The sequence below is a fragment of the Microbacterium halotolerans genome, assembly GCF_003569805.1.
Classification (GTDB): domain Bacteria; phylum Actinomycetota; class Actinomycetes; order Actinomycetales; family Microbacteriaceae; genus Microbacterium; species Microbacterium halotolerans.
On the sequence record NZ_KZ984051.1, the window covers coordinates 30,040 to 55,242 of the forward strand.

The following is a 25,203-nucleotide window of genomic DNA, read 5'->3' on the forward strand; positions in this document are numbered from 1 at the left end:
GCGCCCGCGGCCTCGCCCCGTCCTTCAGCCGCGCCCGTCGCCCCCGCCATCGTCCGGACTCGTGTCGTCCGAACTCGCGCCATCCGGACTCGCGTCATCCGGCTCGCCCCCGTCGTCGCCTTCGACCTTCTTCCTCGCACGCATCTGCGATGCCAGCGACTGCAGGTCGACGAGGCGAAGCGCCTGCATGCGCGCTTCGCGCATCCGGTCGTAGTCCGGATCCTCATCCGGGCGCATCGCCTCGATGTTCAGGCGGCGGTCGATGTTCGACCTGACGTCCTGCCACGCAGCGTCACGCGCCTGTTCGATGATCCCGCGCATGCGATCCGTGTCGTCGAGCAGCTCGCGCAGCCGCTTGGCGACGCCGATCGACTGCTTCGCCCGCCGTCGCAGATTGCGCACGTCCTTGTCACGGTAGTCATGCGTGCCGTGGGACTGCGAGTGCCGCCCCCACGCTCGCTTGCGCAGCCGCCGCAGCGCCTCCGCCGCCTGCTCCGATTCGACGGCCAACCGGTCGACGACCTCGCGCGCCTGCGGCATGAACCGGTCGGTGTCGAAGTTCGCGTCAGCGGCGATCGTGGTGACGAGGATGCGGTTCTTCAACTCGAGACGCGCCGCAGACACAGCGATGGCCTCGCCCTCGGCGATCGCGTCTGCGTTCCGTCCCACCGGTCCTCCTCATCCGCATAGAGATTAACTGAGCGAGGCCGGTTCCGGCGAAGCATCGTCACACGGTCTGGGCGATGGGCACCTCCTCGTGGGCGACCGCGTCGCGCTCCGGCAGCTGGATCGGATGGGCGCCGGCCATCTTCTCGACCACGCGCACCACCTGGTTCGAGTAGCCGAACTCGTTGTCGTACCAGACGTAGAGCACCACGTGCTCGTCGCCGTCGGAGAGCGTGGCGAGCCCGTCGACGATGCCGGCGCGGTTGTTGCCCACGAAGTCGGTGGAGACGACCTCAGGCGACTCGATGTAGTCGATCTGCTGCCGCAGCTTCGACGTGAGGCTCGCCCTGCGCAGGAACGCGTTGATCTCGGCCTTCGACGTCGCCTTCTCGAGCGTGAGGTTCAGGATCGCGAGCGAGACATCCGGTGTGGGCACCCGGATCGCCGACCCCGTCAGGCGCCCTGCGAGCTGCGGCAGGGCCTTGGCGACCGCCTTCGCCGCACCGGTCTCGGTGATCACCATGTTCAGCGTCGCTGCCCTGCCCCGTCTGTCGCCCGAGTGGAAGTTGTCGATCAGGTTCTGGTCGTTCGTGAAGGAGTGCACCGTCTCGACATGACCGCGCTCGACGCCGTACTCCTCGTCGAGTGCCGCCAGCACTGGCGTGATCGCGTTCGTGGTGCACGATGCCGCCGACAGGATCCGGTCGCCCTGTTCGATTCCGTCGCTGTTGATGCCGTGCACGATGTTCCTGACGCTGCCGCGCCCCGGCGCTGTCAGCAGCACGCGCGCGACGCCCCGCGCACGCAGGTGCCGCCCGAGCCCCTCCTCGTCGCGCCACTTGCCCGTGTTGTCGACCACGATCGCGTCGTCGATGCCGTACTCGGTGTAGTCGATCGAAGCCGGGTCGTCGGAGTAGATGACCCGGATGAGCGTGCCGTTGGCCAGGATGGTCTGGTTCTGCTCGTCCACCTCGATCGAGCCGTCGAACGAGCCGTGCACCGAGTCTCGGCGCAGCAGGCTCGCGCGCTTGCGCAGATCCATGTCGCCGCCCGAGCGCACGACGATCGCCCGCAGCCGCAGGCCGGAGCCGCGCCCCGCGTGGGCGATCAGGATGCGGGCGACGAGGCGTCCGATCCTGCCGAAGCCGTAGAGCACGACGTCGGTGGGGCGCGGCGGCTCGGCCCCGACGACCTCAGCCAGCTCCGCACGCAGGAAATCTGCGAGCGCCCGCGGCTCGTACGATCCGCCACCGGCGTCGAAGCGCTGGACGAGCCTGGCGACATCGATCGACGCCGCACCGAGGCCGAGTGCGTCGAGCGACTCGAGAACGGCGAGGGTCTTCGCCGGATCGAGCACGTCGTCGCCGGCGAGCCTGGCGAATCGGTGCGCCTTGAGGATGTCGATCGGCGAGCACCCGATCAGACGGCGCCCGTGGATGGACACGACGGTGCCGTTCGCCCGATACAGCCTGCCGATGACCGGAATCATCCGCTCCGCGAGTTCCTCGCGCGCGGCCCAGGCGTGCTGTTCGTCCTCGTACGCGTTCATGGCGCTCCTTCGTCTCGCGCGGCTCGGGTGTTTCGAGATCCGCTTGTTGAGAGGTTACGAACTCCGAAGGCGTTCTTACTGCCGATCTGAGTCGCAAAACCTTCAGTTCTTTCGTTTGAGCAATGACAGCGGGGCACGGAACGGCTTCAGACCTTCGCGCGTGCGATCCAAGGTTCCCGTCCTGCACGAACTAGGCTGTGATGAGGCATCCGCCCGCTCGCTGCAGGATCCGTTTCAGGGGGTTTCTCCATGCAATACGTGCCCACGTGGCCCGCCATCTCCGCGCGCATCGATGACTCGGGCTCCGGCGTCGTCACGCTCAACGACACCGAGCACCAGATCAAGGCGGAGAGCGCGGAGGACGCGCGGCGCGAGGTCGTGCGTTTCTGCGCGGAGAGCGCACAGAAGCTCCAGCGCCCCGTGCGAGTGACCGTTGAGGAACCGGACGCGACATGGCCCCTGATCGTGCACCCCGACGGCAAGGTCGACACGGCGGACGAGACGGTGTCGACCGATGAGACCTCGGGCCTCGAAGCGGTCGTCGGCTCGGCTCCCGGCAGCGTCATCGATGCGGTTCCAGGGGTGCTCCCACACGCGGAGCCCGGCGACTCATCGACCGGACCGCGACGCACCAGCCACGTGCCGGTCATCGACGAATACGCCGCTGCAGCCGCACCGGCACCATCCGATGGCGCGAAGGGCGGGACCGACGCCGAAGCCGGTCGCCCGGCCGACACCACCGATGGCACCGCAGGTGCTGCCGTGCCTGCGGTGCCCGCAGAGCCGACGCCGTTGCCGCTCGGCCAGCCTGCTCCGCCCGAGCCCGGTCTGCCGGGCGCACGCCCGATCTCGCCGCACGGACGCACCTCATTCATCCAGAGCGAGACCGCGGAGGATCCGGCCACGCGCGGGTGGCGCGGCTTCCTCGTCCGAGCCGGTGTGAAGGTCGGGCCTGGCGCGGTGGAGCGCAATGAGCGTGAGGACCGTGTGACGGTTGCCCAGCAGTGGACGGGCCCGCGCACCATCGCCGTTGTGAACGGCAAGGGCGGAGCGAACAAGACGCCGACGACGATCCTGACCGCTGCGATGTTCGCCCGGCACGGCGGCGCCGGCGTGCTCGCGTGGGACAACAACCAGACCAGAGGCACACTCGGCTGGCGCACGGAGCAGGGGCCGCACGACGCGACCCTGCACGATCTGCTGCCCGAGACCGAGCGCCTGCTGTCGTCGGACGCGCAGTCGGCCGAACTGGCCCGCTTCGTGCACCACCAGTCGCGCGATCACTACGACGTGCTCCGCTCGCAGCCGATGGCGCTGGCGAGCCAGCAGCGCGTGTCGAGCGGTGACGTCGACCGGGTGCACTCCGTGGCGGCGAAGTACTATCGGCTCATCGTGATGGACTCGGGCAACGACGAATCCGACCCGATGTGGCTGCGGATGATCGACCACACCGACCAGCTCGTGGTGGCGACGTCGTCGCGCGCCGAGCACGCCGAAGCCGGCGCGCTGCTGCTGGAGGCGCTGGCCGATCGCGACGAGCGCTCCGCCGCTCTGGCGCGGAACGCGGTGGCGGTCGTGAGCCAGTCGGACGAGAAGACGACGCCGTCCGAGATCCGGCGCATCGAGCAGGGGTACGCCGACCTCGTGCGCGACGTCGTGCGCATCCCGTTCGACCCGGCCATGGGTGCGTCCCAGCTGCATGTGCGCGCGCTGAACCCCACAACCCAGCGCGCCTGGCTCGCCGCGTCGGCCGCGATCGCGCGGGGCCTGCCGCTCACCCCGCCATCGGCCTGAGCCCGTCGGCTGAAGAAAGGAGAACCCCGCGATGAGCACTCCCAGGCGCGAGGTGTTCAATCTCGCGGAGCAGCGCGCCGAGGCCACCGGGGAGTAGCGGAAGGCTCCGGATACGGCGCCGGTCGCACCGTCACGCGGTGTCTGCGGGCTGTTCCTCGCCGTTGCCCTGACTCGACGCCGCGGCGGGACGACGCGCAGGCCGTCGCCCGCCGATCAGCAGTCCGACGGTGAGACCGATGACGAGCAGCGCGGCACCGGCCACGCCGATCGGCAGCCACGGAACATCGCCCTGCGCGGCGGCGGACTGCTCCTGTGCCTGACCCGCATCAGCCTGCGAGCTGTCGTCCGCGACCGCGGTGGATGCCTCGGCGCCGCAGTCGCCGAGGTCGAGGTCGAGCGTGAGCGGGTCGAGTTCCGCCCCCGCCTCGTAGAAGCCGGCGAAGGCGTCGGCGCCGGAGTTCGTCAGCGTGATCGGCGCTGCGTCGATGGCCAGTTCGCCACCGGTCGGCGCGAGGTCCTCGTCGACGGCGATGTCACCGATCCATTCCTGCTCGGTGTCGACGGCGACCTCGCCCTCCATGTCGTTGCTCCGCGCGTCGAGCAGCAGCGCGGCCGCGCCCTGCCCGTCGAACTCGATGGTCGGGTTCGCCAGTGTGAGGTCGAGCACCCCGTCGTGGCCGGTGAAGTGCAGCGTGCCGGTGAACGACACGGCGCCTGCGCCCGTCTCGGGGTCGACGCTCCCGGTTGCGCCGCTCCAGAGGAAGTCAGGGGTGTCGTACTCGGCGCCGTCGGATGTCTCCCACGACCCGTTCGCAATCGACCCGCTGATGTAGGCGCGGAAGCTCTCCTTGACGCCCCAGGAGAGGGCGCCGCCGCGGATCTCGCAGCTGGTCGCCGCGTCGGCTGCCACAGCGGCGGAAGGGGCGAGCACGGCGGCCATCGATGCGACGGCCGCGACCGCGCCCGCACGCAGGAGGAAACGAGGGATCACAGGGTTCTTCTCTCTGTCTGATGTTCTGCGGGCATGTCGCTACACGGCCGCGGGCGCGCGGTGCTGGCGAGCGGCGAGCGTCGCCGTGCATGCGGCGATCGCGACGAGGCTCCAGGCGATCGTCCACCACTCCCACGGCGCCATGCCGCCTGCGGGCACGGGCTGGGCAGGGCCAGCCGCGACCGCTTCCCCTCCCCCGCTCGGTGCGGTGGGTGCGGATACGGATGTCTCCCGCTCGAGGATCGCGATCTCGGCGCCGGCCTCGGCGCTGCCCTGCAGCGTGATGACGTGGTCGCCCGTGGCGTCGTCGGGCAGCGTGCCGGCCCAGTGCACGAGGCCGTCGGCATCCGCGGCGGCGTCCTCGTCGAGCACGATGGGCCCGGTGTCCTCGACGCTGCCGTACAGCACGACGAGCACACCGGTGTCGTCGGCGTCGAATCCGGATGCCTGCAGCTGAATTCGGCCGCCGGCCCGGATCTGGTCGGCGGGAGTGAGGACCTCCAGCCCCACCGTGGTCGGTGCGCTCTCCGCGGCGGTGTAAGTGGTGTCCTCGCCCCCGGATGACGTGGCGCCGAACGAGTCGGAGTTCGCGGTGCCGACCGTGAACGTCAGCGCGTCGAAGCCGATGCTGTTCGAGCTGCCGCCCCCTGGGCCGCCTGTGAGCGATCCGCTGACGCCGACGCCCGACCAGGTGACCTCGTCGCTCTCACCCTCGGTCTTCGACGCGGACGACAGGTCGAGCTGGTATGAGGACGCGCCGAAGTTCGCGGTGTTCCCCGTGTGCAGCGTGGCCGACGTCGGACCGTGCACCGTGATCGACGGGTTCGACACGGAGAACATCGTCATCCCGTAGCCCTGGAAGCTCACGACTCCCGAATAGCGCACGGTTCCCGTCTGGCTCTCGCTGTCCCAGTCGCTGCCTTCGGCCTGCGGGAAGAGGTAGCCGCTGCCGACGCCGCTGGTCGAGACGGAGCCCTTGGCGCAGTGGCTGTAGCCGAACTGCTCCTTGCCCTCACACGTCGTGTAGGCGACGAAGGCGCTGGACACGCCCCACCGCAGCGAGCCGGCCGCCGCGGAGCCCTGCGCCTCGGTCGGCGCGGGCTCCGGATCGGCGGAGGGCTGGTGTGCGTCGTCGCCGCGGCCCCCCTGGGCCTTCGGGGGCTCGGTGACGCCGACCTCGCTGGCCTGCCCGATCGTGAACGTGACCCGATCGAGTGTCTCTCCCTGACTGTAGAACTCGTGCCCCTGGTAGGAGAAGAACTGCGCGCCGGCGCGCGTCAGCGCTGCGGGTGCGCTGCTGAACCGCACCGCGTCGCCGGTGAGCGACTGTCGATCGGCCGATGCCAGGTCGATGGTGGCGAAGACGATGGTGCTGCCGTCGTAGTCGATCCGCAGCTGGGCGCTCTTCGCGTTCGCGACCCGGATCGACGGGTTCGCGATCGTGTGGTCCAGAGCACCGTTGTGTCCGTAGAAGGTCGCCTGGCCGGCGTACTGCACCGTGCCGGTCTGCCCGTTCCATGTGGTGCCGGATGATGCCTGGGGGAAGGTGAACACGCCGTTGCCCGATGCCTGCTTCGCCCCCTCCGCCACAGTGATCCTGCCGCCCGCGATGTCGCCGGTGACGTAGCTGCGGAAGTTGCTCTTCACTCCCCACTGCAGGCTGCCCTCCGTCGATCGCTCGCTGATCGTGACCGGCACCGCGTTGGAGACCGATTCCGCGTAGCCGTCATCGTCCGGAACGAACCGAGCAGTGATGCGGTGATCGCCGACCGGCAGATCCTTCGTCGTCAGCACGGCGCTGCCATCGGTCGTCTGCACCGCGCTGCCGAGCTGATCGCCTCCGTTCCAGAAGGTGACGGTGCCGGTGATGTCGGGATCGGTCGCGGCCGTGAACTCGATCTCCTCGCCGACGTATGCCGAGGACGATTCGGCGGACAGTGTGACCGCGGCCGTCTCCGGCGCACCGCCGGGGAAGAGCGCACTCCAGTCGACGGTGATGTCGGTGCGTGCGTAGAGGTTCTCAGCGGTCGGGAACGAGCGCGACGGCCACGAGATCACCTCATAGTCTCGTGAGGCATCCAGGCTGTCAGCGGGAATCGGCAGCACATCGCTGACCCCGCCGTCGACGTCGATGCTCGCCGAGATCGCCGCCTGCGTATCCTCCACCGCCGCCAGATCCGAGCCCTTCTCGATCACGGTGAAGTATGCGTGCGGGCCGTCCTGGCCCGGCAGCACCTGCACGTCGCCGTAGCCGGTGCCCTCGATCGCGATGTCGACCCGGTCGTCGGCGACCTCCGTCACGTCCGCCGTGAAACTCGGCTGCGCTGCCGCATTCGCCGCGACGGGCGCCAGCAGCGCGCCGCCCAGGGCCAGTGCGGTGGCGGCCAGCAGGCTGGCGGCCCTGCGCATGGGTGTCGATCGAGCCACAGTGCATCACTCTCTGGGTTGTTCTCAGTCGTTCGTCGTGGATCCGCAGGTCGCCTGCGGGCCTTCGCGCATTCGTCGCCGCCTGACGCGGCCCCTCCTCCGTCGACCCTGCGGCCGACGGAGGAGGGGCCGGCTCACGCCGTCGCAGCGGATGCTGCGGTCAGCGAGCGCTGCCGACTGCGGCGCGGCGGCCGGCCACCAGAACGGCGGCGCCCAGCAGCGTCAGCACTCCGGCGATCCCGACGAGAGCGAACGGGGCGTCCGCGCCGGTCACCGCGAGGGCGCCATCACCTTCGTCGTCGTTCGTCGTCCCGCCGTCGACGGAACCGGAGCCGTTGCTCTCATCCGAACCGGCATCAGTGGCGCCGTCATTCGAGTCGGCATCGGTCGCGCCATCGTCCGAATCGGCATCGGCTGCGCCGTCATCCGGGGTCGTGTCTTCCGCCGCGAGCACCTCGAACTCGGCACTGTGCGAAACCGCGCCGTCGGCAGACGCGAAGGTGACGGTGTGATCGCCCGTCTCGAAGTCGCCTGGAACGGTCCACGTCGTCGAAGCGACGCCGTCCGCGTCCGCGATCACGGCCGGCAGCGTGACGGGGTCGGACTCGACGGTCACGGCGAACTCCGCTCCGACCTCGACCGGGCTGACGGCGAATCCGATGTCGTCGCCCTGCGTCACCGACGTGACGGACTCGCCGTCGGCGTCGGTGATCGCGAACGTGACGGCATCCGGCTCCTCCTCACCGGGCTCCTCCTCGGCGGGGAAGAGAGCGGCCCAGTCGATCGTGATGTCGGCGCGGGCGTACAGGTTCTCTTCGCTCGGGTTCGATCGCGACGGCCACGAGATCACCTCGTACGAGGTGCCCGACACCAGTTCTTCGGCAGGAACCGACAGCACATCGCTGAGCGTTCCGTCTGCCTCGATCGAAGCCGAGATCGCGGTGTCCGTCTGGCTCACGTCCGACAGGTCGGCGCCCTGCTCGACCAGGGTGAAGTACGCGTGCGGTTCGGTCTGACCCGGCAGCGCCTGCACGTCGTCGTAGCCCGAGCCCTCGATGGCGACGTCGATGCCCTCGTCCGCCTTCTCCGTCACGTCTGCCGTGAACGTCGGCTGAGCCGGCTCCGGCAGCGCCTCGGCGAATGCGAGCGCTGCCTTCGCGTCCTGTCCTCGGTCCGTCGCGGCTGTGTGGTTCGCGGCGGTGAAGACGGATGTGGCGCCCTCATCCAGCTGCTGCACGTCGAACTCGAGCTCGAACGCGCCGTCCTCGTCGAACGTCGTGCGGCCGTCCGTGGTGTCGTCGGAGGGGTAGACGACGGCGGCGCCCTCGCGGCATCCGAGTGCGAGTGTCCAGAGGTCGGCCGGAAGGTCGACGTCGCCGCACAGGAATACGTAGATGCCCTGCGCCGGGTTATATCCCGTGCCCGTCAGTGTGACGGTGTCGCCCTCGGGGTTCAGGTCGGTCGCCGGGTCGACGGACAGGCTGGGCTCGAAGACCGGCGCCTCCTCCGGGAAGAGCGCGGCCCAGTCGATCGTGATGTCCGTGCGGGCGTACAGGTTCTCCTCCGTCGGGAACGATCGCGACGGCCACGAGATCACCTCATACGACGTGCCATCGACCAGCTCGTCCGCGGGAACCGACAGCACATCGCTGACGGTGCCGTCCGGCTCGACCTCCGCCGAGATCGCGGTGTCGGCCTGGCCGACCTCCGACAGGTCAGCGCCCTGCTCGACCAGGGTGAAGTACGCGTGCGGCTCGGTCTGTCCGGGCAGAGCTTGAACGTCGCCGTAGCCGTCGCCTTCGATCGCGACATCGATCCGATCGTTCGCGACCTCCGTCACGTCAGCCGTGAAACTCGGCTGCTCCGCCGCCTGCGCGGCCAGCGGAGCGAGAAGTGCTCCCCCGAACGCCAGCGCGGTGGCGGTCAGCACGCTGACGGCCCGCTTCCTGTGCAGTGCGCCGCGCACGCGCGACGGTGTGATTGATGCTGCTTCTGCCATGTGATTCCTTTTCCTCCGGGAGGTAGAATCAGCGTGGCCGCGCGGCCCCGCTGTTTTCAGGCGCGCCGATGGCGCGTGTCAGCCTGAGGCCGGCGGCTGGGAGCGGGCGCTGCTTCTTGGTAGGGAGGGCGCTCGCTCCGCCATCTCGGTCCGGTTGACCCCGGCCTCAGGCAGTTCTGCATCCGAGCCGCGGCGCACCCACGGGCGACCGAAACTCAGGGAAACCTAACTAAGGCAACCCTAAGCGACCCTCGTGTCGCACGCAACCTTCGGTTTCGCAGGCAGTTCGACATGAGGCACCTCGCCCGCCGCTGACGAGAATCCGCGCTCAGGAGCCGCAATGGCCGAGATGTCGAGAGGTCATCGACATCCGCCGCCTGCGCAGGGAACGACGCGGCATCCGCTGCCGCCCGCCCCTCCAGATCAGCGCATCATCCGGATCGCGGTGCGCTGGATCTCGAGACCGGCCGACCAGCGCTCGAGGAACTCGGCGTGGTCGACGATGTCGTCCTCATCCGGTGCGACGGACGTCGTCTCCTCCGTCTCGAAGATGTTCGCGTCGAGCCATGCGGCGAGCTCCGCCCGCTCGCCGGCGTCACACGCGTGCGCGTAGGCCGCGAGCACCGCCATCCCCCATGCGCCGCCCTCGCTGGCCGTGGTGCCGACCGTGACCGGTGCCCCGAGCGCCGCCGCGAGCAGACGCTGTGCGACCCCCGCCGTGCGGAAGATGCCGCCGTGCGCCCGGATGCCGTCGATGGCCACGCCCTCATCGGCGAGGGTGCGCATGCCGAGGCTCAGCGTCGCGAACGATCCGCGCACCTGCGCACGCATCAGTCCGGCGAGGCTCATCTTCGACGAGGGCGTGCGCACGATCAGCGGTCGCCCGTCGGTGAGGTCGGCGATCGGCTCGCCTGCGAGATGGTTGTATGCCAGCAGCCCATCGTCCGTGCCGCGCTCGAGCGCACCCGAGAGCAGTGCGGTGAAGACCTTGTCGGCGGACGCGTCGTCACCGAGAGCCGCGGCGAACTCGCCGAACACGCCCGCCCACTCGCCGATCTCGCTGGCGCCGTTGTTGCAGTGCACCATCGCGACGTCGTCGCCTGCGGGTGTGGTGACGATGTCGATCTCCTCGTGGCGTTTCGACAGCGGCCGCTCGAGCACGATCATGCTGAAGAAGCTGGTGCCGGCACTCACGTTGCCCGTACGGGGTGTGACCGCATTGGTCGCGACCATGCCCGTTCCCGCATCGCCCTCCGGCGGACCGGCGATCGCGCCGGCCCGCAGCGATCCGGACGGGTCGAGCAGTGCCGCGCCCTCTGCCGAGAGGCGCCCCGCATGCTCGCCTGCGCGGCCGACCGGCGGCAGCACCTCGCCGAGCCGCAGGTGACCGGCGCCCGCATCCGCGAGCCTGCCGTCGGCGATCCGGAGCCGCGACTCGTCGTAGTCGCGCGTCGCGGCGTCGATCGGGAACATGCCGGATGCGTCGCCGACGCCGAGCACGCGGGTGCCGGTGAGCAGCTCGTGCACATAGCCCGCCAGTGTCGTGATGCGGGCGACGCGAGCGACGTGGTCCTCACCGTCGAGCACGGCCTGGTAGAGGTGGGCGACCGACCAGCGCAGCGGGATGTTCACGTCGAGCGCTTCCGAGAGATCGGCCGCCGCGCGGGTCGTGTTGACGTTGCGCCACGTGCGGAACGGCACGAGCAGTTCGCCCGACGCATCGAAGGCGAGGTAACCGTGCATCATGGCCGAGACGCCGATCGCACCGACCTGTTCGAGCTTCTCGCCGTGCCGATGTTCCACATCGGATGCGAGATCGGCGAACGCCGCGCGCAGACCGGTGCGCACATCGTCGAGGGAGTACGACCAGAGCCCGCCGACCAGGGTGTTCTCCCACTCGAAGCCGCCGGATGCCAGCGTCTCGCCGCCCAGCGTGGTCAGGCACGCCTTGATGCGCGTCGAGCCGAGTTCGATTCCGAGTGCCGTCTGGCCGAGTCCGATCGCTTCGGCGTTCTTCGCGTGCTCCATCTGCTGGTCTCACTCCTCGTCGAATTCGCCCAGGCGTCGGGCACCCTCCCAAGCTACCGCGCCGGGTGGACGATTCGAGAGCCTCATGTCCGACGCCCCCGGCGGTACGGTGAGAGCATGTGCGCGTCATACGGACTCGACCCGCGGTTCGCTGACAAGAGTGACATCCTCGCTCACGAGCAGGTGATGCTCGACGGCCTGCGCGAGTGGGCGCGAGAGAACGAGGGCGAGACGCTGCGCCCCACGGGGAAGAACATGCGCAACCTCAACCCGATCATGACCGCGCCGAGCGGTGAGCGCGCGCTCGAACGGGCGTGGTGGGGCTACCTCGTGGGCGGCGAGCCGGCGAAGTTCCCGTCGATCAACACGCGCTCCGAGAAGCTGCGCACCGCGCGAGGGGCGGCACCGACGCGGGCGATCGTGCCCGCCACACGCTGGTTCGAGATGCAGAAGCCGCAGCGCACGTGGCACGAGTTCTCGTCGGGCGAGCTGTTCGCCATGGCGGCGGTCACTCGCCCCGGGCGCACGCCGGACGGGCAGGAGTTCACCTGCTACTCGATCGTCATGCAGGATTCGCCTGACGCGCTTGCGGGGGTGCACGAGCGCTCTCCCGTCCTGATACCCGCAGACTTCGTCACCGAGTGGCTCACGAGCAGCGCGCCGATGTCCGACCTCGTAGACGAGGCCGTCGCGCTGTCGACAGCAGCTCTGTCCAACGTCACCGCTGCCCCCATCGCGTCGCGCCCGTAGCGCAGATGATTCCGGGCGGGCGCTGGCGTCCGCAGGTACGACTCCGGATGGCAGGGGCGCTCGACGAACCGAAGGTCTCGGATGTCGGATGAGGTCGTATCGGGATCGTCCCGCTGAGCATCGATATCGGCTCGACTCCACTGCTTTCGACTCTAGAATATTTGTTCTAGTTCTACCAACCTATGCGCGAGAACGGTCGGCGCCATGGTCGACTATCCCAGATTTCGCTTCCCTTTAATCGAACATATATGCTATTCTAGGTACATGGCGACGACGTCACGACTCACAGCTCCCGCGCACGACGCGGTCGAGCGGGTCGCGGCGGCAGGCGAGCTGCTCGATGGGCTCAGCAGCGAGCTGGCGTCGCTGTCCGACGCCGATGTGCTGTCGTTCACGCAGCGACTGGCGTCGTTTGGTCGCCTCGTCGACAGTCTTCAGATCCGGGCGGCGGGCGAGGTCGCCGTCCGCTCCGATGCCGAGACATCCGGTCGCACTTCCGAGGGCCTGCTCGACACCATCTTCGACTGCCGGAACGCGACCGAGCTGCTCGAGAACGCGACGGGAGTGCCGGCGCGCGTCGCACAGGCCAGAATGCGCCTCGACCGGCGCACCAGGGCGAGCACGGGGCTGAGCGGCCAGGACATCCCGGCGCGCTTCCCGCATGTCGCAGACGCGCTGCACCGCGGCGCACTCGCCGAAGAGACTGCGCAGTACGTCACCGATCGGCTCGCCCGCGTCGATGAGCGCGGTCTCGCCTCGCCTGCTGAGATCACCGCCGCTGAGGAGGAGCTGGTGCCGGCCGCCGTGCGCGGCACGATTCACGACAGGCTGCCGCTCGAGCCGACGACGGAGGCCGAGTCGGCAGGGGGCGCGCCGCCCGCGACGTTCCACGAGGTCAAGATCATGGTCGACACCTGGGTCGCGTTCCTCGGCCGCGACGGCGTCGAGGCCGATGCCGAGTGCGCTGAGCGCCTCCGCGGTGTGAACCTGGGCCGCGAGCGCGACGGCCTGGTGCACATCTGGGGTGACCTCGTTCCCGAGACCGCGGCCGCGCTCAGCCGCCTGTTCGATGCGCACAACGGCTCCCCCGTGCGATTCGCACCGACGCCGAGCGATGACGATGCTGACGCCCCGACCGACCCGCGCACTGCGCAGCAGAAGCGGCACGATGCGTTCACCTCGATCGTGCACACGGCGGCCGCCGCGGCTGAGTCACCGACCCTCGGCGGCGCGGCCCCCACTCTTCTGGTCACGGTCGATGCGCGCGATCTCGACGGCGGCATCGCCCGCATCGACGGCATCGACATCCCCGTCCCTGCCAGCATCGCCCACCGCATCGCCTGCACCGGCGCGGTGCAGAAGATGGTCTTCGACGACCGAGGTCGCCTCATCCGACTCGGCACCAAGGAGCGCCTGTTCAACGCGCACCAGCGCCGCGCCATCACCGCCCGCGACGGCGGATGCATCATCCCCGGCTGCGCCGTACCCGCCGCCTGGTGCGAGATCCACCACGTCGAAGAACACTCCCACGGCGGAGCAACCCATACCGACAACGGAGTCCTGCTCTGCTGGTGGCACCACCACAACCTCGACCGCTCCGGATGGCGCATCGAGATGCGCCGCGGCGTCCCCCACGTCGCCGCACCCCGCTGGGTCGACCGTCACCGACGATACCGACCCACCCGAAACCTCTCGCGCTATCGACCGCACCTGGAGCGGAGTGCTTCGCAGCTCAACCGTGCAGCTGTTCGCGTCTGACGGATGCGACAGGGCAACCTGTGTGTGCGTGCCGTACGGGAACGCGAAGATGGCGACGACGATCGGGCGTCCACAGAAGCAGACGCCCGATCGAGGGGCGAGTACAGGCGTTCAGCCTTCGCGAATGGTCATCTTCGCGAGCTTGCCGCCGTCGACGTCGAAGACGAACTTCGACCGGCCGTTGGCATGATTCGATCGCCAGTCGCCGACGACCGTGATCGTGTCGCCTGCGGCGTCGACCTCCTCGACGGCGAGGGTGCCGCGAGACCCGATGAACTCCTTGTCGCTCCAGCTCTTGATCTGTTCACGCCCGGTGAAGGTGCGGCCCCAGTCGTCCACGGCTCCCTGCGGAGTGAACGCGTCCAGGAACGCCTGTTCATCGTGGTTGTTGACCGCGGTGATGAACGAGGCCACCGGCTCGGGGATGGTGGGTGCTGCCATGAGTTGGATCTCCTTACGTCGAGAGGTCGGGATCAGCGAGTAGTGTAGCCGCCGTTGGCGAAGATCGTCTGGCCGGTGATCCACCAGCCCTCGGAGGCGAGGAAGCGGACGATCGGGGCGATGTCCTCGATCTTCGTGAGCTGGCCGCCCATGCCCTGCGACTTGTGGAACTCGACCCGCTCCGGGGTCTCCTGGCCGTAGAAGAACGGGGTGTCCATGGGGCCGGGAGCGATCGCGGTGACGGAGATGCCTCGGTCCGCGAATTCCTTGGCCGCGGCGCGGGTGAAGTGCTCCACCGGCGACTTGCCACCGGCGTAGGTGGAGTAGCCGTCGGTGAACGCGGCCAGCAGCGCGGTGACGATGGTGATGATCTTGCCGCCGTCGGCGAGGTTCTTGCCGGCCTCCTGGATGAAGAAGTACGCGGCCTTGGAGTTGATGTCGAACATCGAGTCGTACTCGTCCTCGGTGGTCTCCACGATCGGCTTGCGCAGCACCTTGCCCGCCGTGTTCACCGCGACATCGATCTTCCCCAGAGCCGCCTCAGCGTCGGCGAACAGTCGGGTCACGTTCGCCGGAACCGTGAGGTCCCCCTGAAACACCGCGCCCTTGCCTCCAGCCGCTTCGACGGCGGCCAGCGTCTGCTCCGCGTCCGCGCGACTGGAATCGGAGTTGTAGTGGATCGCGACGTTCGCGCCGGCCTCGGCTGCTTGACGAGCGATCAGCCCGCCGAGGTTCTTCGCGCCGCCCGCGATCAGGACGTTCTTGCCGTTGAGCGTGTGATCAGCCATGACAACCCTCCATATCGTTGATATGCAACAGTATTACCCTGCTACATACGCTAACGTAGCACTATGACAGGAGCACCGACAAGCGATACACGGGAGCGACTGATAGCGGCAGCCGCCGACCTCATCGCCGCCGCCCCCGGCGAGGAGTTCTCCCTGCGCGCGGTGTGCGACGCGGTCGGTGTGAAGATGCCGACGCTGTACCACTTCTTCGGCTCCAAGCAGGGCCTGATCGACGCGGTCGTCGAGCACGGGTTCGATCTCTACCTCGGCGAGAAGTCGTCGATGGAGTCATCCGGCGACCCGATCCAGGACATCCGCGCAGGATGGGACGCACACGTCGCCTTCGGTCTGGCCAACCCCGGCTTCTACACCCTCATGTACGGCAAAGTCCGCCCCGGCCACTCCCCCGAGGCACAGTCACGGGCCAGCAATGTCCTCCGCGCACTCACGGCGCGGGCAGCCGAACAGGACCGCCTCATCGTCCCTTCCGAGCAGGCAGCGGCACACATCCTCGTGGCCAACATCGGCGTCACCCTTCGTCAGATCATCCTGGCAGCGCCGGACCCCCTGCTCTCACATACTGTCCGTGAAGGCGCTATCTCAGCGATCACCGGCAAGGGAGCACGATCCGACAACCGGCTCACCGCAGCGATCGAGCTCGCCGCAGCGCACCCCGAAGTCCTGGGAAAGGCCGAGACCCAGCTCCTCATCGAATGGCTCAGCAGGCTGAGCAAGAGGCTGCAATAGTAGGCCTGGGGGCGGGTGGACGGGTACCACTGGTGGTGATGATCGCCGCGAGTGCGGTGAGCACGGGTGTTCGCTGGGTCGTGGAGAAGAACGATGCAGGGAGGGACCGCCGATCCTCCGCCGCTGCCCCTTCTCTCCGCCACCGCCTCATCGCTGCTGGGCGGAGCTTCGAACACGGGAGGCGTGGGCGCGGGCTTTCATGCGATTGCCGCAGGTGGCCATCGAGCACCACTTGGCCGTACCAGGTCTCGTGTGATCGATGAGGAACAGGTTGCACTCCTCATTCGCGCACGCCTTGAGTCTGCCCGGGAGCGTTTCGTTCACTCTCGACCACGCCTGCGCGATGCGGGCCGCTGGCAGCGCATCGCCCGCGGCGACGAGGTTCCACTGGATGCCCTTCGGCGTCACCGCCGGCGTGAGCGCGGTGTGGTCCATGAGCGCCTGCAGAGTGTGCGCGGCGTCAGTGCGGCCTCGCACGAGCCACTGGATCGCATCCCGCGCCTGACGGAGGAGATCCACCTCCCGGTCCGTGCCCGCGCCGCCAAGTCGGCGCGCGAAGCCCACGCCTTTCGCACCTTCGAGCATGTCAGTGGCGACGCCGCCGAGCCTTGGTGCGCTGTTGAGCACATCGAGCAGCACTGTCTCATCGTCAACCATACGTCGACCTCCTCCATACCCATGCTACAGTCCGAGTAACCAGCAAACAACGTATAGGAGGTTAGTAATGGCTACGGTGCATCACAGCACTATCCAGATCGACGGGCTCGAGGTCTTCTACCGTGAGGCGGGGCCGAAGGATGCGCCGGTCATGGTGCTGCTCCACGGATACCCCACCAGTTCGCACATGTTTCGCCACCTCATTCCCGCTCTCGCCGACCGCTACCGGGTGATCGCCCCTGACCACATCGGATTCGGGCGCTCCTCCTCTCCGTCGGTGGAGGAGTTCGCCTACACCTTCGACGAGTTGGCGCGTATCACGCGGGCCTTCCTCGACGCAGTCGACGTGAAGCGGTTCACGGTCTACACCCAGGACTATGGAGCGCCCATCGCGTGGCGGCTCGCTCTCACGGACCCTGATCGCATGGAGGGCGTGATCTCGCAGAACGGCAACGCCTACGAGGAAGGCTTCGTCCCTGACTTCTGGGCACCGATCTGGACCTACGGTCAGAACCCCACTGCAGAGAATGAGGCAGCCCTCCGTCCCGCCTTGGCAAGAGAGGCGGTGGAATGGCAGTACCTCCACGGAGTTCCTGACCCGACGACGGTGGACCCCGACGCGTGGGAACACGACCTCGCGCTCCTCGGGCGTCCTGGCAACGACCTCGTCCAGCTGGCACTCTTCGGCGATTATCACACCAATCGAGTCCTCTACCCGAGGTTTCACGAATGGCTTCGCGCCTCCCAGGTGCCCGTTCTGGCGATCTGGGGCGAGAACGATGAGATCTTCGGGCCGGCGGGAGCCGAAGCCTTCCGCGTCGACGCCCCGCATGCTCGCATCGAGCTCCTGAACGGCGGCCACTTCCTCCTCGAATCTCACCTGGACGATGTCGCCGGCATCATCCGAGAGTGGCGATCCTCCTTCTGAGACCTGGCCCGTCCGGAACCGCCTCTGGACATCTGACACAGACCGTGGGCCCACGGAGAACTCGGCTCTGCGGCGGGAAGAGAGGGGAGCATCACCGCGGAGTGACGGCGTTCATTCCGTCACTCCGCGGCAGGACTCAGGTCACTCGGCTGCCGGAGCCTCGGCGAAGACGGACCCGCAGCTGTCGTCGATCGTCACCGGGGTGTCCGTGACGGTCGGCGAGAAGCGCAGCGACACTGGGCCGAGGTCGCCGGTCGGGATCGTCGACGTGTACGACATGGTCTTCGTCTCGCCCGTGGGAACGAAGAAGCGGTTGCTCCACACGTTGCGCTCCCGTTCGATGCCCGTGCGGGTCTCCCACGATACGTCGGGGTCGGGTGAGACGCTCAGGATCTCCGACCCCGGAGGCGCGAAGTACATCACGTCGAGGACGAACCAGTCGAGCGGAATCGAGTAGCGCTTGTTCCGGATCCCCAGCTGGTAGCTCGTCATGCCGTCCACCGGCACATCGTTGGCCACCGTGATCGAAGTCGTCATCGTGCCGGCAGCGACATCGCAGGTCAGGCTGAGGCTCGACTCGAGGAAGTACGTCAGCTTGCTCGCCGCGTAGTCGTTCAGGAAGAGCCCGACTTCGGTCGACTCCTGGTTGGACGTGGGCAGCGCGCCGTCGATCTCCAGGTCCTCGACCATGGCCTGTTCGTCCTCACGGGGGAACCAGGCGTGCAGTCGTTCTTCCTCCGCCGCGCGAACGAGCTGGTCGATCATCTGCACCGGGTCCCAGTCGCCGTCTGCGACCTTGTCGAAGACGCGCGCCGCAACGTCACCGAAGAACAGATCCTGCTGTTCACCGGTGTATCGCTGGTAGGCATCGTAGAGCAGTGCCTGCACGGCGTTCTCGCTCGTCAGCACCGTGCCGTCCGTGCTGGTCACGGGCCCTGTCGCCTTGAGCATGTACGAAAGCACGACGGGGTCGATCGTGATCACGCCGTCGAGGTGCTCGTCGGTGGTGATGTTCCAGAGCGAGTCGAACGCCTCAGCCGTCGTCGGGAAGTTCGGCGTGCGCGTGAAGTTGCCGAAGCCGGTGAAGGTGTCGGAGACGTACAGCTGCTCCATCTCGTCCGGCGGATCGATCACCTTGAGGTCTCGTCGGAATGTGTAGGTGTTGGTCTGGTCGGCGAGCTCCGCCTTGCCGTTGTCGACATCGACGATGGCGGTCGCGGCAGGCAGGCCGCCGCCCGAGCGGATCTCGGCGTTGTTCTGGAACACGAGCATGTAGCGACGAGGCTCCTCAGCGCCGGCGAGGTCGAGCATGTTCGGCAGATACTGCTCGGCGAGGTCGAGCGCCGGTGCCGCGATCTCGAACACGTCGGTCAGCGAACTGACCGCGTCGTCCACGACCGGAAGCAGCTTGCTGCGATCGATGCTGCTGACCGTCTCGTTGGCCGAGTCGAACGCATCGCTGATCTCGGGAAGCGACGACTGCGCGTCGCGCAGCGGCGAGAGGTCGAGGCCGCCGTCGCTGATCGACGCGTCCTTCAGGTCCAGGCTGTTCAGGATGGCGATACCCGGAGGCAGCGCCCCCTCGACGATCGTGTGGGTCGCCTGTGTCGCGAGCCTGACGGCGTTGACGTTCTCGCCGATGAGGGGCACGGCTGACGCGACCGACCAGAGCGGTCCGCTCACCTTGCCGTTGGCGTCCTCCACCATGCCCTGGATCTTCTCGGCATGCTCGACGACCTGCTGGGTGTCTCCGCTCGTGGCGTCATCGAGAACCAGCGAGATCTCGTCCTTCGCGGCGAGCAGGTTCGAAGCGACCGAGACCGCCTGATAGACGAAGACTCCGACCACGATGATCCCCAACAGGAGCACACCGCTGAATCCGAACCCGACGATCCTCGGCCAGAGCCGCTTCCGGGGCGGCGCAGCGTGCTGCGCAGGGCGGCGCGAGCGGCGCACTCCGGTTCTAGACGACACGGCGCAATCTTATCCGGGTAGTTTCTGGAATATCCCCGAGCAGGTGCCGAGTTCGGGCGTCAGACGCTGTTTCCGGCGAGTTGAGGTCAGCCCCGCAGCGCCCCGCGTCAGCGCACCCCGTGACGGCGTCGCAACGTCAGCACCAGTCCTCCGAGGACGAGCGCCAACGCCCCGATGAGACCGGCGACCGGGACCGTGGAACCAGTCGCCGGGAGCTCGGAGACCGTGGCGCCGCTGCCCGATTGCTCCGCGTCCACTGAGTCACCGAGTGCGTCGTCATCATCCGGCTGGGCAGCTGCTTCGTCGACGGTGACCTCGAACGCCCCTGATGCGACGTTCCCCGCTTCGTCTGTGGCTGTGCAGGTGACCGTCGTCGTACCGACCGAGAATGTGTCGCCAGATACGAGTGCGTCAGCACCGGCGGTGCACATCGGGGGCACCGCCCCGTCGACGAGGTCTTCGGCCGTCGCGACGAAGTACACCTCCGCACCGCTGGATCCGGACGCCTCGGCCGTGATGTCATCCGGAAGACTCAGCACCGGAGCGGTGGTGTCTTCGACCGTCACGTCGAACGCTCCTGCCACGGCGTTGCCTGTCTCATCCATCGCTGTGCAGGTCACCGTCGTCACCCCGAGAGGGAATGTGTCGCCCGACGTGAGTGCGGCAGTATCAGCGGCGCACACCGGAGACACCGCACCGTCGACCAGGTCTTGTGCGGTCGCGACGAACGACACCTCCGCACCATCCGACCCGGATGCCTCTGCCGTGATGTCATCCGGAATGTGAAGCACCGGAGCAGTGGTGTCCTCGACCGTCACATCGAACGACCCGGTCGCTGCGTTGCCCGCCTCATCCGTCGCCGTGCAGGTCACCGTGGTTGCGCCAAGCGGGAAGAAGTTCCCCGAAGCCGAGTCACATTCAGGAGCACTGTCACCGTCGACCAAGTCGGTGGCCGATGCTGTGAAGGCGACGGCCGCACCGTTCTCGTCGGCTGCCTCGGCCGTGATGTCATCCGGAAGATCCAGCACCGGTGCGGTGGAGTCCTCGACGGTGACGTCGAAGGTGCCCGTGGCGACACTGCCTCCGTTGTCGCTGGCTGAGCAGGAAACGGTCGTCGTGCCGAGTGCGAAGGTCGTGCTGGCGGCGGGAATGCAGTCGACTGCGACAGCGCCGTCGACGGCGTCAGCCGCGGTCGCCGTATAGTCGACGATCGCACCGCTCGCTCCGGTTGCCTCCGCCGTGATGTCTGCCGGAAGGTCGAGAACGGGTGCAGTGACGTCGGTGACCGTGACGACGAACGTTCCTGCCTCGCTGGCGTTGCCCGCATCGTCGGTGGCAGTGCAGCTCACCGCCGTTTCTCCGAGAGTGAAGATGCTCCCTGATTCGGGCAGGCACACGGGCGAGACCGGGCCGCTGACAAGGTCCGTAGCGGAGACGCTGTAGTCCACGACGGCCCCGCTGCTCGCTGTGGCCTCGACGCTGAGATCATCAGCGACGACGAGCTCCGGCGGTGTGGTGTCTTCGACGGTGACGGTGAAGTCGCCTGAGCTGGAGTTGCCTGCGTCATCGGTGGCGGTGCAGCTCACCACCGTGCTGCCCAGGGGGAACACCGTGCCTGCGGCGGGCGAGCAGTCGGGCGCGATCGCGCCGTCGACGTCGTCGGAGGCAGACGCGCTGTAGCTGACCTCAGAACCATCCGGACCGGTTGCCTCGGTGACCACGTCCTCCGGGAGCATCAGGTCAGGGGCAGTCGTGTCAGGTGTCGGCTCTTGTGGGACGATCTCAACGTCGACGGGAAGCGTCTCTGCGTTCACATCGACGGTGAACGCACCGAGATCGGCTGCCGAGCTCCCGGCGACCACGAGATAGAAGTCTCGGTACTCGAATCCCTCAAGGATCGTGATCGGGTTCTCATATGCCCATTCGACCGCCTCCCCGTTGGCCGAACTGCTGTTCGCACCCCAGCAGTTCACGATCGGCATGTCCGGCTGGAACGGCGGGTCGTAGAGAGTCGTCGTCAGCGCGAAGTCACCGTTCGGCGTCACGGCGAAATCCATCAGAGAGCCCGTCGGCCCCGTTCCGATGATCGTCACCTTGACGACAGCGTAGTGAGTCTCCTCACTCCCGGCGGCGCAGCCCCCTGTGACGGGCCGCACGTACGTCGGGCTTGACGCGTCGATCGTTCCGGTGATCGATTGCGAGTCGGCCCTGGCTGTCTCAGGCGCCATGAACAGCGAGGCCATCAGCGCCAGGACGGCGATCAGTGAGAGGAGGGTCGGACGGGTCTTCGCCAGTGAAGGGTTCACTGGAGTAGCATACTGGTCAACCGATCGAATCGATGCCCCGGAACAGATAAAAAGTCCTGAGCCTCGACTCGTCTGTCAACGGTGTCGCGACTCAGGACAATTGGCGGAGACGGGGGGATTTGAACCCCCGGTCGAGTTTAACCCCGACCCTTCATTAGCAGTGAAGTCCGTTCGGCCGCTCCGGCACGTCTCCTTGCACCCGCAGGTGCACTGACCATAGTAACGGCTCGACGCGCGCGCACGAAACTCGCTCTGACTCCGCGCGCGGCGCAGCGCCGCTGCTGCCCGACGAGCGCCGCCGCGCCTACGTGTGGCGCATGCAGCTCGACGCATCCGGTGCCCTCGACGATGCCGCCCTCATTCGTGCGTGGGTGCGCTCGCGCCGCAAGTGGTCGCGCGAGCCGACAGCGCCCGCGGGAACGCCGAGCTGCGCAAGCCGAATCTCGCGCGGCTGGGTCAGGGCAGCGCGACGGTTCCCGTCCCAGGGTGCTCATGCGGCATCCGGTCGCGGTTGTAGGTGATGTCGGTGTATCCGTGCGGCGTCGGCTTGCCGTCCTGGTCGACGCTGACGAACACCAGCCGGTCGATCGTCAGAATGCGCTTGCGCGTGATCATGTTGCGCACAACCGCCCGCATGGTCAGCGAGCTGCGCCCGAAGTGCGTCGCTGCGAGGCCCATTTCGATGAGGTCGCCCTGCAGGGCGGATGACTCGAAGTTGATCTCGGAGATCAGCTTGGTCACCACTCGGTAGTTCCCTAGCTGGAGGATGGCGTAGATCGCGGCTTCCTCATCGATCCAGCGCAGCAGGCTGCCGCCGAAGAGCGATCCGTTGGCGTTGAGGTCCTCGGGCTTGACCCACTTCCGGGTGTGGAAGTTCACTCCGTCGTCCGACCATGGCGGGTCGGAGAAAGTCTGCGCGTTCACTCCCCCAGGCTACCCGCGGCCGCACGCCGTCGTTCCGTGCGAGAAACCGACCTCCGCGGACGGGAGGTCGACCTCCGGCCCCGGAGCGGTGCGATCTTCGGCGGAGGGTGTGGGATTCGAACCCACGGGACGTTGCCGCCCACCGGTTTTCAAGACCGGCTCCTTCGGCCGCTCGGACAACCCTCCAGGCGGTGACCCGCCGAGCAACGAGTCTATGCCATCCGGCCGACACCGCCCATTCGGGGCGGTCTGAGTACGTATCCGGCAAGGCGGACGAAGTAGCGTGCCTTGCATGGCGGCCGAGGACAACGCCGCCGGAAGCCTGCTCAGGTCGCTCCGACGCCGATCGCCTCGAAAGCCGCGGCCACGCCGCCGTCCTCCACGTCGTCGGTGATGTCGGTCGCCACTCGGCTCACCTCATCCGGAGCCTGGCCCATAGCGAAGGCCCTGCCGCCGCCGGCCGCCGCCCACTCGAACATGCCGATGTCGTTGCGGCCGTCGCCGATGACGACGACGCTTTCGCGAGGCACGCGAAGCATCTCCCGCACGGCCTCGAGCGCGGTCGACTTGTTCACGCCTGCCGGCGCGATGTCGAGCCATGCCGTCCAGCCGACGGCGTAGGAGACCTGGTTCAGCCCCATCTCCTCGACCATTCGCACGAAGTCCTCCTCCGTGTGGTCTGCCGAGACCACCACGACGCGCGAGACCTCGTGCCCGCGCATCTCGGTGAGCGTGGCCCGCTGCGTGTCCTCATCGCGCAGATCCCAGTCGTCGACGAAGCTCGTGTACAGTCGCGAGCCGTCGGGCAGTTCGACGAGGTAGGTCGCGTCCGGCAGCTCCTTCTCGAGCAGCTCGAGAACCTCGGACGGGTCGAACGTCTGGGTGGTGTGGCGCTCGTAGCCGTTCTCGACGGAGTCGTTGCGGCTCATGATCGCCGCACCGTTGGAGCACACGACGTAGTCGGGCCGGATGCCGAGTCCGTGCAGGATACGCGCTGTCGCGTCCCAGCCGCGACCTGTCGCGATCGTGACGATGTTGCCGCCGTGCTCGGCTGCGGCGACGGCGTCGACGACTCCTGGGCTGAAGGTCTCGTCCTCCAGCAGAACGGTTCCATCGAGATCGAGCGCGATGAGACGCGGGCCAGCGCTCACGCGATCGGCTCCATCACCTCGAGGCCGCCCAGGAAGGGTCGCAACGGCTCTGGGACCACCACGGACCCGTCCGGTCGCTGGCCGTTCTCGAGGATCGCCACGATCCATCGCGTAGTGGCCAGCGTGCCGTTGAGCGTCGCGACGTGCTGGGTGCGACCGCCCTCCTCGGGGCGGTGGCGCACGTCGAGGCGACGGGCCTGGAAGGTCGTGCAGTTCGAGGTCGACGTGAGCTCGCGGTAGGCGCCCTGCGTCGGCACCCATGCCTCCGTGTCGAACTTGCGGGCGGCGGACGATCCGAGATCACCGGCTGCGACGTCGATCACGCGGTACGCGAGACCAAGAGAGGTGAGCATCTGCTCCTCGAGCGCGAGCAGGCGCTCGTGCTCGGCCTCGGCGTCATCCGGAGCCGTGTAGGCGAACATCTCGAGCTTGTTGAACTGGTGCACCCGGATGATGCCGCGGGTGTCCTTGCCGTGCGAACCCGCCTCGCGACGGTAGCAGGTGGACCAACCGGCGTAGCGCAGCGGGCCGTTCGACAGGTCTACGATCTCGTCGGCGTGGTACCCGGCGAGCGCGACCTCGCTCGTGCCGACGAGGTACATGTCGTCTTCTTCGAGGTGGTAGATCTCGTCGGAGTGCTCACCGAGGAAGCCCGTTCCGGCCATCACCTCGGGGCGCACGATCGTCGGCGTGATCATCGGCGTGAAGCCGTTGTCGAGTGCGACCGAGAGCGCGTAGTTCATCAGCGCGATCTCGAGGCGGGCGCCGATGCCTTTCAGGAAGTAGAACCGGGCACCTGACACCTTCGCTCCGCGCTCCATGTCGAGCGCACCGAGCTTCTCGCCCAGGGCGAGGTGGTCGAGCGGCCCGTCGGGGAACTCGGCGGGGTCGAAGGTGCGGGGCGCGCCGACCTCGCGCAGTGTGACGAAGTTCTCCTCGCCTCCTGCGGGAACGCCGTCGATCACGACGTTCTCGATCTTCGCCATCGCGTCGCGGTACGCCTGCTCGGCCTCGTTCGCGGCCTGCTGCGCGTCCTTCACCTTCGCCGCGAGCTCCTTGGCCTGCGCGACAAGCGTCGGCTTGTCCTCCTTCGGCGCCTTCGCGACCTGTTTGCCGAATGCGTTCTGCTCGGCGCGCAGCTCCTCGAACGCGGTCAATGCGACGCGACGCTCCTGTTCGGCCGCGACAGCATCGCTGACCGACTCGGCGGAGTGCCCGCGCGCCTCCTGCGAGCGCGTCACGAGTTCTGGCTGTTCGCGAAGTAGTACCGGATCGATCACGCTACGAGTCTAAGTGCTCGGCGGGCACAGCCCGCATCCGGCACA

General features: G+C 67.9%; 19 protein-coding genes and 2 tRNA genes. 5 read left to right on the plus strand and 16 right to left on the minus strand.

From position 1 onward, the window contains the following. Positions 1-24: 24 nt before the first annotated feature. The gene (locus tag DZG09_RS00155) at positions 25-669 is read right to left on the minus strand and encodes an asparagine synthase (protein WP_240423555.1); all 645 of its coding nucleotides are present in this window, start codon (positions 667-669) and stop codon (positions 25-27) included. 58 nt (positions 670-727) lie between these two features. Next, positions 728-2,215, minus strand: a complete 1,488-nt coding sequence (locus DZG09_RS00160) for a glyceraldehyde-3-phosphate dehydrogenase (protein WP_119695747.1) — start codon at positions 2,213-2,215, stop codon at positions 728-730. 249 nt (positions 2,216-2,464) lie between these two features. On the opposite strand from DZG09_RS00160, the gene DZG09_RS00165 reads away from it, so the two are divergent. Beyond that, a complete protein-coding gene (locus tag DZG09_RS00165; protein WP_119695748.1) occupies positions 2,465-4,009 on the plus strand; it encodes a MinD/ParA family ATP-binding protein in 1,545 nt (514 codons plus the stop codon). Positions 4,010-4,139: 130 nt separating this feature from the next. Here DZG09_RS00165 and DZG09_RS00170 read toward each other — a convergent pair whose 3' ends face one another. The 4 genes from DZG09_RS00170 to DZG09_RS00190 form a co-directional block, all read right to left on the minus strand. Continuing rightward, positions 4,140-5,000, minus strand: coding sequence for an HtaA domain-containing protein (locus DZG09_RS00170; RefSeq protein ID WP_119695749.1), 861 nt, complete (start codon positions 4,998-5,000; stop codon positions 4,140-4,142). A gap of 39 nt (positions 5,001-5,039) precedes the next feature. Further along, a complete protein-coding gene (locus tag DZG09_RS00180; protein ID WP_162893054.1) occupies positions 5,040-7,427 on the minus strand; it encodes an HtaA domain-containing protein in 2,388 nt (795 codons plus the stop codon). A gap of 160 nt (positions 7,428-7,587) precedes the next feature. Further along, positions 7,588-9,426 carry a hypothetical protein gene (locus DZG09_RS00185; RefSeq protein ID WP_119695751.1) on the minus strand — a complete coding sequence of 613 codons (1,839 nt, stop codon included), beginning with the start codon at positions 9,424-9,426 and terminating at the stop codon, positions 7,588-7,590. A 423-nt stretch (positions 9,427-9,849) separates the two neighbouring features. Beyond that, positions 9,850-11,454 (minus strand): xylulokinase, encoded by a 1,605-nt coding sequence (locus tag DZG09_RS00190; protein WP_119695752.1) that lies wholly within the window; start codon positions 11,452-11,454, stop codon positions 9,850-9,852. A gap of 117 nt (positions 11,455-11,571) precedes the next feature. Here DZG09_RS00190 and DZG09_RS00195 point away from each other — a divergent pair, with 117 nt between their 5' ends. Together DZG09_RS00195 and DZG09_RS00200 are read left to right on the plus strand one after the other, a co-directional pair. Continuing rightward, complete coding sequence (locus tag DZG09_RS00195; protein WP_119695753.1) at positions 11,572-12,204, plus strand: SOS response-associated peptidase family protein; 633 nt, start codon at positions 11,572-11,574, stop codon at positions 12,202-12,204. A 264-nt stretch (positions 12,205-12,468) separates the two neighbouring features. Then, entirely contained in the window at positions 12,469-13,962 is a 1,494-nt protein-coding gene (locus tag DZG09_RS00200; protein WP_162893055.1) for an HNH endonuclease signature motif containing protein, read from the plus strand. A gap of 111 nt (positions 13,963-14,073) precedes the next feature. Here DZG09_RS00200 and DZG09_RS00205 read toward each other — a convergent pair whose 3' ends face one another. Then, positions 14,074-14,403: a nuclear transport factor 2 family protein gene (locus DZG09_RS00205; RefSeq protein ID WP_119695755.1), complete on the minus strand. Its 330-nt coding sequence runs from the start codon at positions 14,401-14,403 to the stop codon at positions 14,074-14,076. A 32-nt stretch (positions 14,404-14,435) separates the two neighbouring features. Further along, positions 14,436-15,191 (minus strand): SDR family oxidoreductase, encoded by a 756-nt coding sequence (locus DZG09_RS00210; protein WP_119695756.1) that lies wholly within the window; start codon positions 15,189-15,191, stop codon positions 14,436-14,438. Between the two features lie 63 nt (positions 15,192-15,254). Between DZG09_RS00210 and DZG09_RS00215 the strand changes: the two genes are divergently transcribed. Beyond that, on the plus strand, positions 15,255-15,938 hold the full coding sequence (locus DZG09_RS00215) for a TetR/AcrR family transcriptional regulator (RefSeq protein WP_119695757.1): 684 nt from the start codon (positions 15,255-15,257) through the stop codon (positions 15,936-15,938). A 147-nt stretch (positions 15,939-16,085) separates the two neighbouring features. Here the strand turns inward: DZG09_RS00215 and DZG09_RS00220 are convergent, their stop codons facing one another. Further along, on the minus strand, positions 16,086-16,595 hold the full coding sequence (locus tag DZG09_RS00220) for a CGNR zinc finger domain-containing protein (RefSeq protein ID WP_119695758.1): 510 nt from the start codon (positions 16,593-16,595) through the stop codon (positions 16,086-16,088). A gap of 67 nt (positions 16,596-16,662) precedes the next feature. Between DZG09_RS00220 and DZG09_RS00225 the strand changes: the two genes are divergently transcribed. Then, entirely contained in the window at positions 16,663-17,523 is an 861-nt protein-coding gene (locus DZG09_RS00225) for an alpha/beta fold hydrolase (RefSeq protein WP_119695759.1), read from the plus strand. 141 nt (positions 17,524-17,664) lie between these two features. Here the strand turns inward: DZG09_RS00225 and DZG09_RS00230 are convergent, their stop codons facing one another. The 7 genes from DZG09_RS00230 to serS form a co-directional block, all read right to left on the minus strand. Beyond that, the gene (locus DZG09_RS00230) at positions 17,665-19,497 is read right to left on the minus strand and encodes a DUF4012 domain-containing protein (protein ID WP_162893056.1); all 1,833 of its coding nucleotides are present in this window, start codon (positions 19,495-19,497) and stop codon (positions 17,665-17,667) included. Positions 19,498-19,604: 107 nt separating this feature from the next. Then, the gene (locus DZG09_RS00235; protein WP_119695761.1) at positions 19,605-21,803 is read right to left on the minus strand and encodes an HYR domain-containing protein; all 2,199 of its coding nucleotides are present in this window, start codon (positions 21,801-21,803) and stop codon (positions 19,605-19,607) included. Between the two features lie 101 nt (positions 21,804-21,904). Beyond that, positions 21,905-21,996: transfer RNA gene (locus DZG09_RS00240), tRNA-Ser, on the minus strand. A gap of 263 nt (positions 21,997-22,259) precedes the next feature. Further along, positions 22,260-22,727: an acyl-CoA thioesterase gene (locus DZG09_RS00245; RefSeq protein WP_240423557.1), complete on the minus strand. Its 468-nt coding sequence runs from the start codon at positions 22,725-22,727 to the stop codon at positions 22,260-22,262. Between the two features lie 101 nt (positions 22,728-22,828). Further along, positions 22,829-22,913, minus strand: a tRNA-Ser gene (locus DZG09_RS00250). Between the two features lie 140 nt (positions 22,914-23,053). Continuing rightward, positions 23,054-23,878 (minus strand): HAD family hydrolase, encoded by an 825-nt coding sequence (locus DZG09_RS00255; RefSeq protein ID WP_240423558.1) that lies wholly within the window; start codon positions 23,876-23,878, stop codon positions 23,054-23,056. Beyond that, a complete protein-coding gene (gene serS, locus DZG09_RS00260; protein WP_119695763.1) occupies positions 23,875-25,158 on the minus strand; it encodes a serine--tRNA ligase in 1,284 nt (427 codons plus the stop codon). The genes DZG09_RS00255 and serS overlap by 4 nt, the downstream gene beginning before the upstream one ends. Between the last annotated feature and the right edge of the window lie 45 nt (positions 25,159-25,203).